Genomic DNA, 16,182 nt, shown 5'->3' on the forward strand with positions numbered 1-16,182 from the left:
TAGTGTTTGTCCTAATAAGTTGGGAGCGGACCTCGCAGCAGGCCGCGCCGACTTCATTTTCAGGAAATCACCTGCGTTCGCTCAGGCCGAGGAGTGAGCCCTCCTTGAAATACTCTTGACGGTCTGCTTCGGTCGATTTGAAACGATCATCACAATTCCAAATCAACCACCAAATACGATCTGGTTTCAGCTTGAATTTCATCTAAAAATTCATTATCAACCGCTGATTACGGATACCCCATAGAAAATGAGCACAGCGACCTGATCGCTGTGCTCATTTTTATCAATGCCCGTGAGTCAGTATTTTTTCTCCACTGTCTTTCGGGAAATACTTTTTCTTGTGCAAGTAGATTAGAGTTCCAAGAAATCCAAACACCCAAACCCACAGCAAGACCAACCCGACATAACCACTCATTGTTTATCTCCATATTTCCCAATTAATAAAGGTAGTCGATTTCTCAATATCCAGTTGAAACTGACTAGCTTATCCCGACAGACTTAATTACAACCCGACAGACTTTATTGTTTCCCATCATCACCAATACTTACCAACCCGACTCGCGCTCCGCCGTGGCGGTGATCTTGTGGATACTCAGGTCGGCACCGTTGAATTCCTCTTCCTGAGTGAGACGGATGCCGATGGTTTTTTTCAGCACGCCATACACGACAAAACCGCCGATCAATGCGATGGCTATTCCAAGAATGGTGCCGATGAGTTGCGACATGATGCTCACCCCGCCGATTCCGCCCAGTGCTTTTGCACCAAAGATACCTGCAGCGATGCCGCCCCATGCGCCGCAAAGCCCATGCAATGGCCATACACCGAGTACGTCGTCGATCTTCCAGCGGTTCTGTGTGAGAGTGAACATCCAGACAAACAATCCACCTGCCACACCGCCGGTGATTAAAGCACCAAGAGGGTGCATCAAATCGGAACCCGCGCACACCGCCACCAGCCCTGCGAGTGGGCCGTTATGCACAAAGCCCGGGTCGTTTCTGCCAGCCCACAAGGCGACCAGTGTGCCGCCAACCATTGCCATCAGGGAATTCACGGCGACCAGGCCGCTGATCTTGTCTATGGTCTGTGCCGACATGACATTGAAGCCGAACCAGCCCACAGTCAGCACCCATGCACCGAGCGCCAGAAAGGGAATGCTGGAAGGAGGATGAGCGGAGATGCGGCCATCCTTGTTGTAACGCCCATGGCGCGAACCGAGCATCAGCACGGCTGCCAAGCCTATCCAGCCGCCGACGGCATGCACGACCACTGACCCTGCGAAATCGTGGAATTCCGCACCGAAGCTGGCATTCAACCAATTTTGAACACCGAAGCGATGGTTCCAGGCGATGCCTTCAAAGAAGGGGTAGACGAAGCCGACCAGCACGAAAGTAGCGGCGAGCATGGGATTGAAACGCGCTCGCTCGGCCACGCCGCCGGATACGATGGCTGGAATGGCAGCTGCGAATGTGAGCAGGAAGAAAAACTTGACCAGCTCATACCCGTTCTTCTGGGCCAGTTCTTCCGCACCCGAAAAAAAATTGACACCGTAAGCTATGCTGTAACCGATAAAGAAATACGCCAGTGTCGAAATGGCGAAATCGGAAAGTATCTTCACCAATGCGTTGACCTGATTCTTTTTCCGTACGGTACCGAGTTCCAGAAATGCGAACCCAGCGTGCATTGCCAGCACCATTATCGCGCCCAACAAGATAAATAATGCATCCGTTCCGACCTTCAGGTTTTCCATCATCTCTCCAAATAAGTGCAATCCGGAGGAACGCGAGCAAGCCTTGTGCCAGACAAATCATATATTGATTTATATAGTTTTTTTATTTTTAAGTGAATATTCGAGGAAAATAAATTCACCATCTTGGTGCCATTAAATTATTAATGCACCACATTGGCGCCTTACTATGGTGCAGGCCAGCACCCATTTAATGCTTTTTCCAGCCAGAACAGTCCGACGATCGTTTTGCTATCGGTGATCTTGCCTAGCCGTATCCACTCGATAGCTTCATCCAGGGAAAGTTCGAACACTTCAAGGAATTCCCCCTCGTCCAGCTTGCTGCCCACATGCTTCAATCCGCGCGCAAGAAAATACTCCATACGCTCGTCGGAATAGCCGATGCACGGCCAGGCTGTGGTGAGATGTATCCATTCGCTCGCCACGTAGCCGGTCTCTTCCAGCAGTTCGCGCTGGGCGGTGACGAGGATGTCTTCACCGCCGTCGATCTTGCCGGCGGGCAGTTCGATAAATTCGCGATGCAGGGGATAGCGAAACTGTCGCTCCATTACCAGATTGCCGTTATCCAGCATGGCAAGCATCGCCACGGCGCCGGGATGGGTGATGTACTCGCGCGAGCTCTTGCTGCCGTCCGGCAACAGCACAGTATCCTTGAGTACTTCAATGAAACCGCCGTTGTACATCACTTGGCTATCGAGTTGTTTCTCGGTCAGATCCATATTCATTCTCCTCAAACGAACACTCCCGCCGTGGCGGGAGTGTTTATTCAAAACATGTTATCAATCAGTGCAGCAACGATTGCTGCACCGAGACGGCACACACAGACATCAGTGTATTGGGTAGCATGCCAAGTGCCAGCACCGCCAATCCGTTGATGGAAATGAGCAGGCTGCTGTCCGGCTGGATGTAGAGTTTCTCGTGGCTCTCCGGCGCGTCGAAATACATCAGCTTGACGATACGCAGGTAGTAGAAGGCACCGATCAGCGAGAACAGCACAGCCATCACGACCAGCGGGAGATGTCCGGTCTGAACTGCCGCGTTCAGCACTGAGAACTTGGCGTAGAACCCGACCGTCGGCGGTACACCGGCCATGGAGAACATCAGCAGCAGCATCATGAACGCAAGCCACGGGCTGCGCTGGTTGAGTCCCTTGAAGTCGTTGAGATTGTCCGCCTCGAAACCTTCGCGCGACAACAGCATGATCATGCCGAAACCGCCCAGGCTCATCAGCACATAGACCACAGCATAGAACATGGAGGAACCGTAACCTTCAAGCGTTCCGCTCAACACGCCGATGAGCAGGAAACCCATGTGGGCGATGGTCGAATACGCGAACATGCGCTTGAGGTTGGTCTGCGCGATGGCGGTGATATTCCCCACGGCCATCGACAGCACGGCCAGGATCATCAACATCCCGGACCAGTCGATCATCAGCGGTTGCAGCGCTTCTACCAGAAGGCGCATGATGAAAGCGAAGGCCGCCAGTTTGGGTGCGGAGCCGATGAACATCGTCATCGCGGTAGGCGCGCCCTGATATACATCGGGCACCCACATATGGAAGGGAACAGCGCCAATCTTGAACGCCAATCCTGCCACGATGAAGGCCAGGCCGAACACAAGCAGCGCCTTGTTCGCCGTGCCCTGGTGTATGACTTCGGCAATGCGGTTCACATCCAGCGAGCCGGTCGCGCCATAAAGCATGGACATGCCATAGAGCAGGAAACCGGAGGCCATCGCGCCGAGGATGAAGTATTTCATCGCCGATTCGGTGGCGACTGCCGAGTCGCGTTGCAAAGCAACCAGGGTATACAGGCTCAATGCAAGCACTTCCAAACCGAGATACAGTGAGAGAAAGTTGCTGGCGGATATCATCACCATCATGCCCAGTGTGGCAAACAGGACCAGCGCCAGGAACTCGCCGGTGAACAATCCGCGCGCCATCAGATAGCTGCGCGAATACACCAGCATCATGGAGACCGACAGGTAGGTCAGCAGCTTGAGTACGTCCGACATGAGATCATCCACGAACATATGGTGGAACATATGGACGATGCCGTCCTCATGCGTCGATACTGTGATCAGCGAGCAACCCAGCAAGGTGAGTTGCACCAGCAGGTAAGTGATTGTCTTGGTTTGATTCACGATGAACAGATCCGCGATGAGGATTGTGCACACCATCACAAGCAGGAATATCTCTGCGTAGGCCGGGGACAGGGAGGAGAGAAGATTCATGTTTTCCTCAATTCAAAACTTTGGGAGTAGCCAGATGCACCAGCAGATCGTTCACCGTTGTATGCATGATGTCGGCGAACGGCAAGGGATACAAACCCATGCCCAACACAGCGACCGTCAGCAAGACGAAGACGAGTTTCTCGCGCCCCCCGATGTCGCGCAGGTGTGCGACATGGTCGTTGGTAATGGCACCGAAAATCACGCGCTTGTACATCCATAGCGTATAGGCCGCGCCAAAGATCAGTGTGCTGGCCGCGAGGAAGGCATACCAGAAGTTGGCTTTCACCGCCCCCATGATCACCATGAATTCACCCACGAATCCGCTGGTGCCCGGCAAACCGCTGTTGGCCATGGAAAACAGCATGAAGAATGCGGCGAATATCGGCATTTTCTTTGCGACACCACCGTAATCGACGATCTGGCGCGAGTGCACGCGGTCATACAACACGCCGATACACAGGAACAGCGCGCCCGCCACGAATCCGTGCGAGATCATCTGCAACAATGCGCCTTCCATCCCGTAGGCATTGAAAATGAAAAAGCCCAGGGTAACGAAACCCATGTGCGAAATGGAAGAATAAGCAACCAGCTTCTTCATGTCCGACTGGGTGAGCGCAACCAGTCCGATATATACCACCGCAATCAGCGACAGCGTGATCATCACCGGTGCCAGATAGTGGCTGGCATCCGGCACAATGGGCAGGGAGAAACGAATAAAGCCGTAAGCACCGACTTTCAGCATGATCGCTGCCAGCACGACGGAACCGCCGGTAGGTGCTTCAACGTGGGCATCCGGCAACCAGGTGTGTACCGGAAACATCGGCACTTTCACCGAGAACGCCATGAAGAAGGCGATGAATACCAGAATCTGTGCGGTCATCGATGGCATGGCCATACGGTGGAAGTCCAGAATCTCGAAACTGCCGCCGGACTGATGGTACAGATAAAGCAAAGCAACCAGCATCAACAACGAGCCGAGCAAGGTGTAGAGAAAAAACTTGAGTGCGGCATACACGCGGTTAGGTCCGCCCCACACGCCGATGATGATGAACATCGGAATCAGCATCGCTTCCCAGAACACGTAGAACAGCATCGCATCCAGCGCGACGAACACGCCATTGACCAAACCGGACATGATCAGGAACGCCGCCATGTATTGCGACACGCGCTTTTCGATGACCTTCCAGCCGGCAATTACTACCAGCGGCGTGAAAAAACTGTTGAGCAGAACGAACAATACCGAGATGCCGTCCACGCCAAGGTGGTAATGAATGTTGAAACGCGCGACCCAGTCTTTCATTTCGACGAACTGCATGTCACTGGTCATGCGGTCGAATCCGGTATATAGCGGGATCGTAATCAGGAAGCTCAGGATTGCGCCAACCAAAGCGATGGTACGCGCCATTTTTGCATTGCGGTCGTTGCCGGTAGCCAACACCAGCAAACCGAAAAGGATGGGCAACCAAATGGCAGCGCTTAACAGTGGATATCCGAAAATCATGCTTGTTCCTTCAGCTCTTCTCTAGTGTTGCCTTATTCGAACCATGTCCGCACTGTCAGCAGTGCGGAAACGCCGATGATCATCCAGAATGCGTAGTGATAGACATAGCCGGTCTGGAAACCGCGTAGCACGCCGGAGAACATGCCAACCACTTTGGCCGAGCCGTTCACGAAGAATCCGTCGATCAGTTTCACGTCGCCGAACTTCCACAACAGGCGGCTTGCACCGCGTGCGCCGCCCGCGAAGAACCAATCGTTGAAGATGTCGCAGTAGTATTTTTTGTCCAGCAACGTATAAATTGCTGAAAACCTCTGCTTGATCGCCGCTGGAATATCGGGGCGCTTCAGATACATGAACCATGCGCTCCCTGCTCCCGCCAATGCAAGCCAGAACGGCAAGGAAACCAGTGCATGCAGCGCCATGGCAAAAGCACCGTGGAACTCTTCACGCATCTCAACCAGCGCATGATGGTTGGAGCCGATATAGATGGCATCAAGGAAATAATCGCCGAACAACATCGGTTCTATCGTGATGAAGCCGATCAATACGGACGGGATGGCAAGCAATATCAGCGGCAACGTCACTACCCACGACGTTTCGTGCGGTTTTTGTCCCGGTGCCAGACCGTGATGTTCGTCGTGGCTATGGCTGTCATGACCATGATGTTCTTTGCCAAAACGCTCCTCGCCATGGAACACGAGGAAGTACATGCGGAAGGAATAGAAGGCAGTGACGAACACCCCCGCCACTACGGCAAAATAAGCAAATCCGGAACCGAACAAGGTCGACTTGCCGACTGCTTCGATGATGCTGTCCTTGGAATAAAAGCCGGAGAAGAACGGTGTCCCGATCAATGCCAATGAACCGATCAACGAAGTGATCCAGGTGATCGGCATGTATTTGCGCAGACCACCCATGTTGCGTATGTCCTGATCGTGGTGCATGGCCATGATGACCGAGCCTGCAGCCAGGAACAGCAGCGCCTTGAAGAAGGCGTGCGTCATCAGGTGGAATACAGCGGCGGAATACGCCGATGCACCGAGCGCCACAGTCATGTAACCGAGTTGCGAAAGGGTGGAGTATGCGACCACGCGTTTGATGTCGTTCTGGATGATGCCGAGAAAGCCCATGAACAGCGCGGTGATCGCGCCGATGATCATCACGAAGGACAAGGCCGTATCGGACAGCTCGAACAGCGGCGACATGCGCGCCACCATGAAGATACCGGCGGTCACCATGGTCGCCGCGTGAATCAGGGCGGAGATCGGGGTCGGGCCTTCCATCGAATCGGGCAGCCACACATGCAAGGGAAACTGCGCGCTCTTGCCCATCGCGCCGATGAACAGCAGGATGCAGATTGCGGTCAGCAGCCCCACCGAGATACCGGGGATGGGCGCCATATCGTTGACATAATTGTGCGCATTGGCGAAGACGGACTGGTAGTCCAGCGTACCGAACACCCTCAGTACCAATCCGATGCCGAGCAGGAAACCGAAGTCGCCGACGCGGTTGACCAGGAACGCCTTCAGGTTGGCGTAGATCGCCGTGGGGCGTGTGTACCAGAAGCCGATCAGCAAATAGGACACCAGGCCCACCGCTTCCCAGCCGAAGAACAGCTGCATGAAGTTGTTGGCCATCACCAGCATCAGCATGGAGAAGGTGAACAGCGAAATGTAGCTGAAGAAACGCTGGTAGCCGGCATCTTCTGCCATGTATCCGATGGTGTAGATGTGCACCATGAGCGAGACGAAGGTCACGACCAGCATCATCATCACGGTCAACCGGTCGATCAGGAATCCGACTTCGAAGCTGGTAATGTCGGAAGACATCCACTTGTACACCGTGCCGTTGAACAAGTGGCCTGCCATCACATCCTGGTAGATCGCCAGCGAGGCAAAGAATGACACGGCGACCAGCGCGATCGTGATCCGGTGAGACCACGCACGCCCCAGCACGTTGCCGAACAGTCCGGCAGCAAGGGCGCCGACCAGCGGGGCCAGGGGAACCAGTAAATATAGACTCTGCATTTCCATGCGCATCAACCTTTCAAGCTGCCGAGTTCATCCACATTGATAGTGTGCAGGTTACGGAACAGCACCACCAGGATTGCCAGACCGATGGCCGCTTCTGCCGCCGCCACGGTGAGGATAAAGAATACGAACACCTGACCCGCCGGATCGTTCAGGTAATGGGAGAAGGCGATGAAATTGGTGTTCACCGCCAGCAACATCAACTCGATCGCCATCAGCAGCACGATCAGGTTCTTGCGGTTCAGGAAGATGCCAACCACGCTGATGGCGAACAGCACTGCGCTCAACACCAGATAATGCGACAGACCCAGATTCAACATATTCCCCCCTTTGCTTTAATCTGCAGTATGGCCGTTCGGCAGCGCGGCCGAGCTTTTCTCCGTACCCGCTTTGTGTGCGGACGGTACGGAAACGATGCGCACTCGATCCTGCCTTCTAACCTTGATCTGCTCGCCGATGTTCTGCCTCTTGGTATCGCGACGTTTGCGCAAAGTCAGCGCGATCGCGGCGATCATCGCTATCAGCAAAAGCACCGCTGCCAGCTCGAAGGGATAGACATAATCGGTATAGATCAGACGGCCCAATTCTTTGGTATTGCTGTAATCGGCGGCATGTTTGACGGCGGTCATCCCGGCGGAGGTTTCTTTCGCTCCCAGCACCCACACCATCTGCACCCCGATCAGTCCCGCAAGCAAGAGTCCCACCGGCAGCCAGCGCCAGAAACCCAGGCGCAACTTCTCGATATTGATATCCAGCATCATCACCACAAACAGGAACAACACCATCACCGCGCCGACATACACCAGCACCAGCGCAATGGCGAGGAACTCGGCCTCAAGCAACATCCAGATGCCCGCGCAGCTGATAAAGGCCAGCACCAGAAACAACACTGCATGCAGCGGGTTGCGCGAGGTGATCACGCGCAGCGCCGCGAAGACGGTCACGGCGGCAAACAGGTAGAACAATGTCTCGACATTCATCATCAATAAGCCCTTTAATGGTTCTGGGAAGGGGGAAGGGTAAAGGGAGAAGGGTGTGACCCCGGCACCACTTTGCGTCTTTCGTTTTTCACCCTTCTCCCTTCCCTCTTATCCCTTATCTGTATTTGGCATCGGCAGCCCGATCCTTGGCGATCTGCGCTTCATATTTGTCGCCCACTGCCAGCAGCATGGGCTTGGTGTAATACAGGTCGCCGCGCTTCTCGCCGTGGTACTCGTATATGCGCGTTTCGACGATCGCATCCACCGGGCAGGATTCTTCGCAGAAGCCGCAGAAAATGCATTTGACCAGGTCGATATCGTATTGCGTAGTGCGGCGCGTACCGTCTTCACGCTCGGCCACTTCAATCTTGATGGCAAGTGCCGGACATACGGCTTCGCACAGTTTGCAGCCGATGCAGCGCTCCTCGCCATTGGGATAGCGGCGTTGCGCGTGCAAACCGCGGAAGCGGAAACTTTGCGGCGTCTTTTCCTCCGGATACTCCACGGTGATATGGCGCGCGAAAAAATAATGCCCGGTCACCGAGAAACCCTTGAGGAACTCGAGCAGCAAAAAACTCTTGAAAAAATTAATGAGGTTTTTCATTTTCTATCCTCGCTTGCTTACCACAACCAATACGGCGTCTGCATCCACGCGGCCACCACGACCACCCAGACCAGCGTGAGGGGGATGAATACTTTCCAGCCCAGGCGCATCAGCTGGTCGTAGCGATAGCGCGGGAACGTCGCGCGGAACCACAGGAACATGAACATGAAGACGAACATCTTGCCGATCATCCAGAACAAGCCGGGAATATGATCGGTGAACTCACCCAATACCGGCCAGTTATGGAACGGATTGAGCCAGCCGCCAAGGAACAATACGGTGGCCAACGCCGCGATCAATATCATGTTGGCGTATTCGGCCAGGAAGAAGATCGCAAAGCCCATGCCGGAATATTCCACGTGGAAACCGGCCACAATTTCGGACTCCCCTTCTGCCATGTCGAACGGTGCGCGGTTGGTCTCGGCCACACCCGCAATGAAATACACCACGAACATCGGGAACAGCGGAATGAAATACCAGTGGAACAGACCGTAGCCGCCGCCCTGCCCGCGCACGATATCACCCAGATTCATGCTCTGTGCAGCCAGCAACACACACACCAATGCAAAGCCCATGGCCAGCTCATACGAAACGATCTGTGCGGCGGAACGCAAGGCGCCGAGGAAGGCATATTTGGAGTTGGACGACCAACCGGCGATGATGATGCCGTACACGCCAAGCGAGGTCATCGTCAGCAGGTAGAGCAATCCCGCATTCACGTTCGCCAGAGTCAATTCATCGCCGAAAGGCACGACTGCCCATGCCGCCAGTGCAGTCGAAAGCGACAATACCGGCGCCAACAGGAACAGGAATTTGTTGGCGCGGGTCGGAATGATGATTTCCTTGCACAACAACTTGACGCCATCCGCAATCGGTTGCAACAGCCCCCACCAGCCCACACGGTTGGGGCCGGGCCGTACCTGCATGAAACCCAACACCTTGCGCTCGGCCAACGTGAAGTAAGCCACGCCGATCATGACGGGCGCAACGATGGCGACTATCTTCACCACCGTCCATATCACCGGCCACACCGGCCCGATGTAGCTCCACAATACATCCCAGAGTCCGAACTGGTTCCAGAACCATTGAAAGAATTGCAGGATCTGGGCTTCCATCATGCACGCTCCACGGTAATCGTTCCAAACATCGCACCCAGCGCCGCAGTCGCGGCGTGGCCCGCCGCCACACGCACCACGCCCCTGGGCAATTTATCGTCCGCAGCAGCCACCAGGTTTGCACTACCCAGCCCCTGGCTGATCTTGACGGTTGTACCGGCTTGTACGCCAAGTTTCTTCAGTTCGTCACTATGCAGCCATGCCTGCGGCATTGCAGCATCCGCAGTGGCTTGCAGGGGGGCGGAACGGCGCACGACGGCATCCGTCGCGTAGATCGGCACGTCGCTCACGCGCTGCAGGCCATTTGCGGCCGGTGCAACTTTGACCTCGACTCCGCCGATGGCATTGTTCAATTTGGCGGCAACATCTATATCTTTCAGTGCTTCGTCGCGCACCGCTTCCGATGTGTCCTGATCGAAACCTTCCACCTTCAGCAGATTGCCCAGCACGCGCAACACCTTCCACGCCGGACGCGCTTCGCCCAGCGGCTTGACTGCTCCCTTGAAACTTTGCACGCGGCCTTCGCTGCTGACAAAAGTGCCTGATGTCTCGGTGAACGGCGCGATGGGCAGCAGCACGTCGGCGTATTCCGTTGCACGGTGCTTGTAGGCAGACAGCACGATCACGGTGTCGGCAGACTTGATAGCTCCGATGGCTTGTTGCGGGTCGGCACAATCCAGCTCCGGCTCCACGTTCAGCAATATATAAGCCTTGCGCGGTGATGCCAGCATGGAAGCCGCATTCAATCCTTTGGCGCCAGGCGTGGCTTGCGCCAGATATCCGCCGACGCTGTTCGCAGCTTCGCCGAGGAAACCGAACTTGCCGTTGCTCAGTGCCGCGATCTGTTGCGCCAATGCCTGCAGTTGTGCAGCTTGCGGATGCTGTTGCGCGAAATTGCCGAGGAATACAGCCACACGTTGGCCGCTGGCCAAACTCTTGGCAATCGCCCCCGCTTCTCCGCTCGCGCTCTGACCTTGCTTCTCTGCTGTTAGCGCCTTGGAAACCTGGGTCAACATTTCGACCATGGAATCCGGTGCAACGATGGTCCTGTTCGCCACCTTCATTAACAGGTCGTCGTCGGCGGAATGAATGATATTGACTTGCGCACCCTTTTTCACGACCAGCCTTATACGGGCAGCCAGCAAGGGATGATCCTTGCGCAGGAAGCTGCCGACGATCAGGAAACGATCGGCGCGACTGACATCGGCGACAGACATGCCCAGCCAGGGCGCACCCTGCTGTTTGCCGTCGTTACTGAAATCGGATTGGCGCAGGCGGAAATCCACGTTCTGGCTGCCTATGCCGCGCACGAGTTTTTGCAGCAGGTAGAGTTCTTCCAGTGTGGAGTTGGCTGTTGCCAGCGCCCCAACCTGCTCAGCCCCCGCTTCTTCTGAAATTTGACGCAAACCATTCGCCGCGTATTCCAGCGCGACTTGCCATTCCACTTCCAGCCACTTGCCATCCTGCTTGATCATCGGCTTGGTCAGGCGGTCACTGGTATTCAGGCCTTCATAGGCGAAACGATCCCTGTCCGACAGCCAGCATTCGTTGATGTCATCATTCTCGATGGGCAATACGCGCATGACGAGGTTGTTCTTGGTTTGCACCGCAAGTCCCGAACCAAGACTGTCATGCGCGCTCACAGAACGGCGGCGCGACAATTCCCAGGAACGCGCCTTGTAGCGGAACGGCTTGCTGGTCAATGCGCCAACCGGACACAGGTCGATCATGTTGCCGGACAATTCCGAATTCACGGCACCGGTGACGAAGGACATGATCTCGGCGTGCTCGCCGCGGAACGCCTGCCCCAATTCCATCTGACCGCCGATCTCCTGACCGAAACGAACGCAACGGGTACAGTTGATACAGCGGCTCATTTCTTCCGCCGACACCAGCGGGCCGATATCCTTGCTCAGCACCATGCGTTTTTCTTCGTGATAGCGGGAATGTCCGCCACCGTATCCAATCGACATGTCCTGCAGCGTGCACTCGCCGCCCTGGTCGCAGATCGGGCAATCCAGCGGATGATTTATCAGCAGGAATTCCATCACGCCTTTTTGCGCTTTCACTGCCTGCTCGGAATGTGTGAACACCTTCATGCCTTCGGCCACCGGTGTGGCACAGGCGGGTAACGGCTTCGGCGCCTTCTCCACTTGCACCAGGCACATGCGGCAATTGGCAGCGATGGAAAGTTTCTTGTGGTAGCAGAAATGCGGGATGGTGATGCCGGCTGAATGCGCGGCCTCGATCACGGTCGAACCGTTTTCAGTCTGTATCTGCTTGCCGTCAATTTCAATATTGATCATTGCTCACCCGTCCGTCAGCCTTACACCAAGCAGCGTTTGTGTTCGATGTGATATTCGAACTCTGCCCGATAATGTTTGAGGAAACCCTGCACCGGCCACGCCGCTGCATCACCCAATGCGCAAATCGTGCGCCCGGCGATGTTGCCGCACAAATCGAGCAGCAGATCCAGATCTTCCGGCCTGCCTTCGCCGTGTTCGATACGGTGGATGATGCGGTACAGCCAGCCGGTGCCTTCACGGCACGGTGTGCATTGACCGCAGGATTCTTCGTAATAGAAATAGGACAGGCGCTCCAGCGCCTTTACCATACAGGTGGTCTCGTCCATCACGATGATGGCGCCGGTCCCCAGATAGGAGCCCGCCTTTTGCACCGAGTCGAAATCCATGTTGAGATCCATCATGATCTCGGCCGGCAGCACCGGCATGGATGAACCGCCGGGAATCACCGCCTTCAACTTATGCCCGTTACGCACCCCTCCGGCCATTTCAAGCAGTTTCTTGAATGGTGTGCCCAGCGGCACTTCGAAGTTGCCGGGCTTGTTAACATGGCCCGACACGGAGAATAGCTTGACGCCACCACTGTTGGTCACACCCAGACTGGCAAACTTTTGACCGCCTTCGCGAATGATGTAAGGAATGCTGGCAAAAGTTTCGGTATTGTTGATGGTGGTCGGTTTGCCGTACAGGCCAAAACTGGCGGGGAAAGGCGGTTTGAAACGCGGCTGGCCTTTTTTCCCTTCCAGCGATTCGAGCAATGCCGTCTCTTCGCCGCAGACGTAGGCACCATAGCCCATGTGGTTGTGCAGATCGAACTCGAAATCGAAACCGAGGATATTTTTGCCCAGATAGCCCGCTTTGCGCGCTTCTTCGCAGGCGGCTTCCATGCGTTCGTAGGCTTCGAAGATTTCCCCGTGCACGTAGTTGTAACCGGTCTTCACGCCCATCGTGTAAGCAGCGATGGCCATGCCTTCGATGAGTTGATGCGGGTTGTAGCGCAAGATATCGCGGTCTTTGCAGGTACCCGGCTCGCCTTCGTCCGAATTGCATACCAGATATTTTTCGCCCTCATAGTTGCGCGGCATGAAGCTCCACTTCAAACCGGTAGGGAAGCCCGCACCGCCGCGACCGCGCAGGCCGGAATTCTTCACTTCGGCAATGATTGTTTCCGGCGCTATTTTTTCGGTCAGTATCTTGCGCAGCGCCTGATAACCGCCGACTTTGAGATAGTTCTCCAGCGTCCACGGCTGGTCGAAATGCATCGTGGTGAGAATGATGGGTTCGCTCATTGCTTATCCAGTTCCGCCAGAATCTGGTCGATCTTCTCGCTGGTCAAACGACCGCACAGTTTCTTGTTGTTGATGGTGAACATAGGCGCGTCCACACAGGCACCCATGCACTCTCCCTCGCGCAGACCGAATTTTCCGTCCGCAGTGATTTCACCGAGGCCGATGCCGAGCCTTTTGTTCAAATGCGCCAGCGTGTCGTCCGCGCCGCATAACTGGCACGACAGATTGGTACATACCGTCAGCGTGTACTTGCCCATCGGTTTGAGCAGATACATGTGATAAAAAGTTGCCACTTCGTACACTGCCATCTGCGGCATACCCAGATAAACGGCAATGTCCGCCATGTCTTCGGGAGCAATCCAGTTTTTTTCATCCTGCACGAAACGCAACGCAGCCATCACGGCTGACTGGCGCTGATCGGCAGGGTACTTTTTCAGCTCTTTGTCGATGAGCGTGGTGATCTGTTGGGATAACATCAGCGGTCTATCTCCCCAAAAACGATGTCTTGCGTACCGATAATGGCCACCACATCGGCGATCATGTGCCCGCGCACCATCTCGTCCAAACCGGACAGATGGGGGAACCCGGCCGACCGTATCTTCATGCGATAAGGTTTGTTCGCACCATCCGACACCATATAGATGCCGAACTCGCCTTTGGAATGCTCGACGGCGGCATACACTTCGCCCGCGGGCACATGAAAACCTTCGCTGAACAGCTTGAAATGGTGAATCAGTTCTTCCATGTTATTTTTCATGGATTCGCGTTTTGGCGGCGCGAACTTGAGATCATCCGTCATTACCAGCCCCGGATTCTTGCGCAGCCAATCGACACATTGCTTGATGATGCGGTTGCTTTGCCGCATTTCTTCAACGCGCACCAGATAACGGTCGTAGCAATCGCCCTCGACACCCACAGGGATGTCGAAGTCGATACGGTCATAAACTTCGTAAGGCTGTTTTTTGCGCAGATCCCACACCACTCCCGAACCGCGCAGCATCGGACCGGTAAAGCCCAGCGCCAGTGCACGTTCCGGCGACACGACACCGATACCCACCGTGCGCTGCTTCCAGATGCGGTTGTCGGTAAGCAGCGTCTCGTATTCGTCAATAAGGCCGGGGAAACGGTTGGTGAAGTCGTCCATGAAATCCAGCAAAGAACCCTGGCGGTTCTCGTTCATCTTCTTCACCGCTGCCGCATTGTGAATTTTGCTCGCCTGATATTGCGGCATGGAATCCGGCAGGTCGCGATATACACCACCCGGACGGTAGTAAGACGCATGCAAACGTGCGCCGGAAACCGCTTCGTAGGCATCCATCAAATCTTCGCGCTCGCGGAAGGTGTAAAACATCGGGGACATTGCGCCACAGTCGAGGGCGGAAGCGCCAAGCCACAACAGATGGTTCAGGATACGCGTGATTTCGTCGAACATGACGCGGATGTACTGCGCCCGGACCGGCACCTGAATGCCCGCCAGTTTCTCGATCGCCATCACATACGCATGCTCGTTGAGCATCATGGACACGTAGTCCAATCGATCCATGTAAGGAACAGACTGCAGGAAAGTCTTGTGCTCGGCCAGTTTCTCGGTCGCGCGGTGCAACAGACCGATGTGCGGGTCGGCACGTTCAATCACTTCGCCATCAAGCTCCAGTACCAGACGCAACACGCCGTGTGCGGCAGGATGCTGCGGACCGAAGTTCATGGTGTAGTTTTTTATCTCAGCCATAACGTTGCCTTTTTTGTTCGGTTAGGAACGACCGTAATTCTCTTCGCGCATCGTGCGCGGCGTGATTTCGCGCGGCTCCACCGTCACCGGCTCATAAACCACGCGCTGCTGCGCGGCGTCGTAGCGCATCTCAACGGTGCCGGATAACGGAAAGTCCTTGCGGAACGGGTTGCCGACAAAACCGTAATCGGTGAGGATGCGGCGCAGGTCGGGGTGTCCGACGAAGATGATGCCGAACAGGTCGAACGCCTCGCGCTCATACCAGTTGGCGGACGGCCATATTCCGGTAACTGAATTCAAAACCGGCATCGCGTCATCGTCCGCAAATACGCGGACGCGCAGACGAATGTTGTGAGTGACTGACAGCAGGTGATAGACAGCAGCAAATCTGGCACCAACGCGCGGCGCATCGGGCAGATACCTGCCGTCCTCGCACAACTCGCTGCCATAGGTTGAATAGTCGATGCCGCATACATCGACCAGTGCTTCGAAACGCAGGTCGGCATCGTCGCGCAGGCGAGTGAAAACACCGAGCATATCTGCGGCATTAACCACCAGGGTAAGTTCGCTTAAATGCTCTACCAGGCTGACAACTTTGCCCGAGAAAGCCTCATTCAGATTTGCGGAAAGTATGTTCAGGTCGGTAGCCATATC

The 16,182-nt window shown here is 55.3% G+C and carries 14 protein-coding genes; all 14 read right to left on the reverse strand.

What is annotated here, in order from left to right:
- Nucleotides 1–545: 545 nt before the first annotated feature.
- Complete coding sequence (locus QOY30_RS11360) at nucleotides 546–1,748, reverse strand: ammonium transporter (RefSeq protein WP_283744734.1); 1,203 nt, start codon at nucleotides 1,746–1,748, stop codon at nucleotides 546–548.
- Nucleotides 1,749–1,912: 164 nt separating this feature from the next.
- Nucleotides 1,913–2,464 (reverse strand): NUDIX domain-containing protein, encoded by a 552-nt coding sequence (locus QOY30_RS11365; RefSeq protein WP_283744735.1) that lies wholly within the window; start codon nucleotides 2,462–2,464, stop codon nucleotides 1,913–1,915.
- Between the two features lie 64 nt (nucleotides 2,465–2,528).
- The gene (nuoN, locus tag QOY30_RS11370) at nucleotides 2,529–3,977 is read right to left on the reverse strand and encodes an NADH-quinone oxidoreductase subunit NuoN (RefSeq protein WP_283744736.1); all 1,449 of its coding nucleotides are present in this window, start codon (nucleotides 3,975–3,977) and stop codon (nucleotides 2,529–2,531) included.
- A gap of 7 nt (nucleotides 3,978–3,984) precedes the next feature.
- The gene (locus QOY30_RS11375; RefSeq protein WP_283744737.1) at nucleotides 3,985–5,478 is read right to left on the reverse strand and encodes an NADH-quinone oxidoreductase subunit M; all 1,494 of its coding nucleotides are present in this window, start codon (nucleotides 5,476–5,478) and stop codon (nucleotides 3,985–3,987) included.
- Nucleotides 5,479–5,510: 32 nt separating this feature from the next.
- Complete coding sequence (gene nuoL, locus QOY30_RS11380) at nucleotides 5,511–7,511, reverse strand: NADH-quinone oxidoreductase subunit L (protein ID WP_283744738.1); 2,001 nt, start codon at nucleotides 7,509–7,511, stop codon at nucleotides 5,511–5,513.
- Nucleotides 7,512–7,516: 5 nt separating this feature from the next.
- The gene (gene nuoK / locus QOY30_RS11385; RefSeq protein ID WP_283744739.1) at nucleotides 7,517–7,828 is read right to left on the reverse strand and encodes an NADH-quinone oxidoreductase subunit NuoK; all 312 of its coding nucleotides are present in this window, start codon (nucleotides 7,826–7,828) and stop codon (nucleotides 7,517–7,519) included.
- A gap of 15 nt (nucleotides 7,829–7,843) precedes the next feature.
- Complete coding sequence (locus tag QOY30_RS11390; protein ID WP_502958689.1) at nucleotides 7,844–8,491, reverse strand: NADH-quinone oxidoreductase subunit J; 648 nt, start codon at nucleotides 8,489–8,491, stop codon at nucleotides 7,844–7,846.
- Between the two features lie 112 nt (nucleotides 8,492–8,603).
- Complete coding sequence (gene nuoI, locus QOY30_RS11395; RefSeq protein WP_283744740.1) at nucleotides 8,604–9,092, reverse strand: NADH-quinone oxidoreductase subunit NuoI; 489 nt, start codon at nucleotides 9,090–9,092, stop codon at nucleotides 8,604–8,606.
- A gap of 17 nt (nucleotides 9,093–9,109) precedes the next feature.
- Entirely contained in the window at nucleotides 9,110–10,210 is a 1,101-nt protein-coding gene (gene nuoH / locus QOY30_RS11400; protein WP_283744741.1) for an NADH-quinone oxidoreductase subunit NuoH, read from the reverse strand.
- Nucleotides 10,207–12,513: an NADH-quinone oxidoreductase subunit NuoG gene (nuoG, locus tag QOY30_RS11405; RefSeq protein ID WP_283744742.1), complete on the reverse strand. Its 2,307-nt coding sequence runs from the start codon at nucleotides 12,511–12,513 to the stop codon at nucleotides 10,207–10,209. Before nuoG ends, nuoH begins: the two co-directional genes overlap by 4 nt.
- A 20-nt stretch (nucleotides 12,514–12,533) precedes the next feature.
- Nucleotides 12,534–13,772 carry an NADH-quinone oxidoreductase subunit NuoF gene (gene nuoF, locus QOY30_RS11410; protein ID WP_502958711.1) on the reverse strand — a complete coding sequence of 413 codons (1,239 nt, stop codon included), beginning with the start codon at nucleotides 13,770–13,772 and terminating at the stop codon, nucleotides 12,534–12,536.
- Nucleotides 13,773–13,795: 23 nt separating this feature from the next.
- Nucleotides 13,796–14,275 (reverse strand): NADH-quinone oxidoreductase subunit NuoE, encoded by a 480-nt coding sequence (gene nuoE, locus QOY30_RS11415; protein ID WP_283744745.1) that lies wholly within the window; start codon nucleotides 14,273–14,275, stop codon nucleotides 13,796–13,798.
- On the reverse strand, nucleotides 14,275–15,528 hold the full coding sequence (locus QOY30_RS11420) for an NADH-quinone oxidoreductase subunit D (protein WP_283744746.1): 1,254 nt from the start codon (nucleotides 15,526–15,528) through the stop codon (nucleotides 14,275–14,277). Before QOY30_RS11420 ends, nuoE begins: the two co-directional genes overlap by 1 nt.
- A gap of 21 nt (nucleotides 15,529–15,549) precedes the next feature.
- Entirely contained in the window at nucleotides 15,550–16,179 is a 630-nt protein-coding gene (locus QOY30_RS11425) for an NADH-quinone oxidoreductase subunit C (protein WP_283744747.1), read from the reverse strand.
- Nucleotides 16,180–16,182: the final 3 nt, after the last annotated feature.

The sequence above is a fragment of the Sideroxydans sp. CL21 genome (assembly GCF_902459525.1).
Taxonomy (GTDB): domain Bacteria; phylum Pseudomonadota; class Gammaproteobacteria; order Burkholderiales; family Gallionellaceae; genus Sideroxyarcus.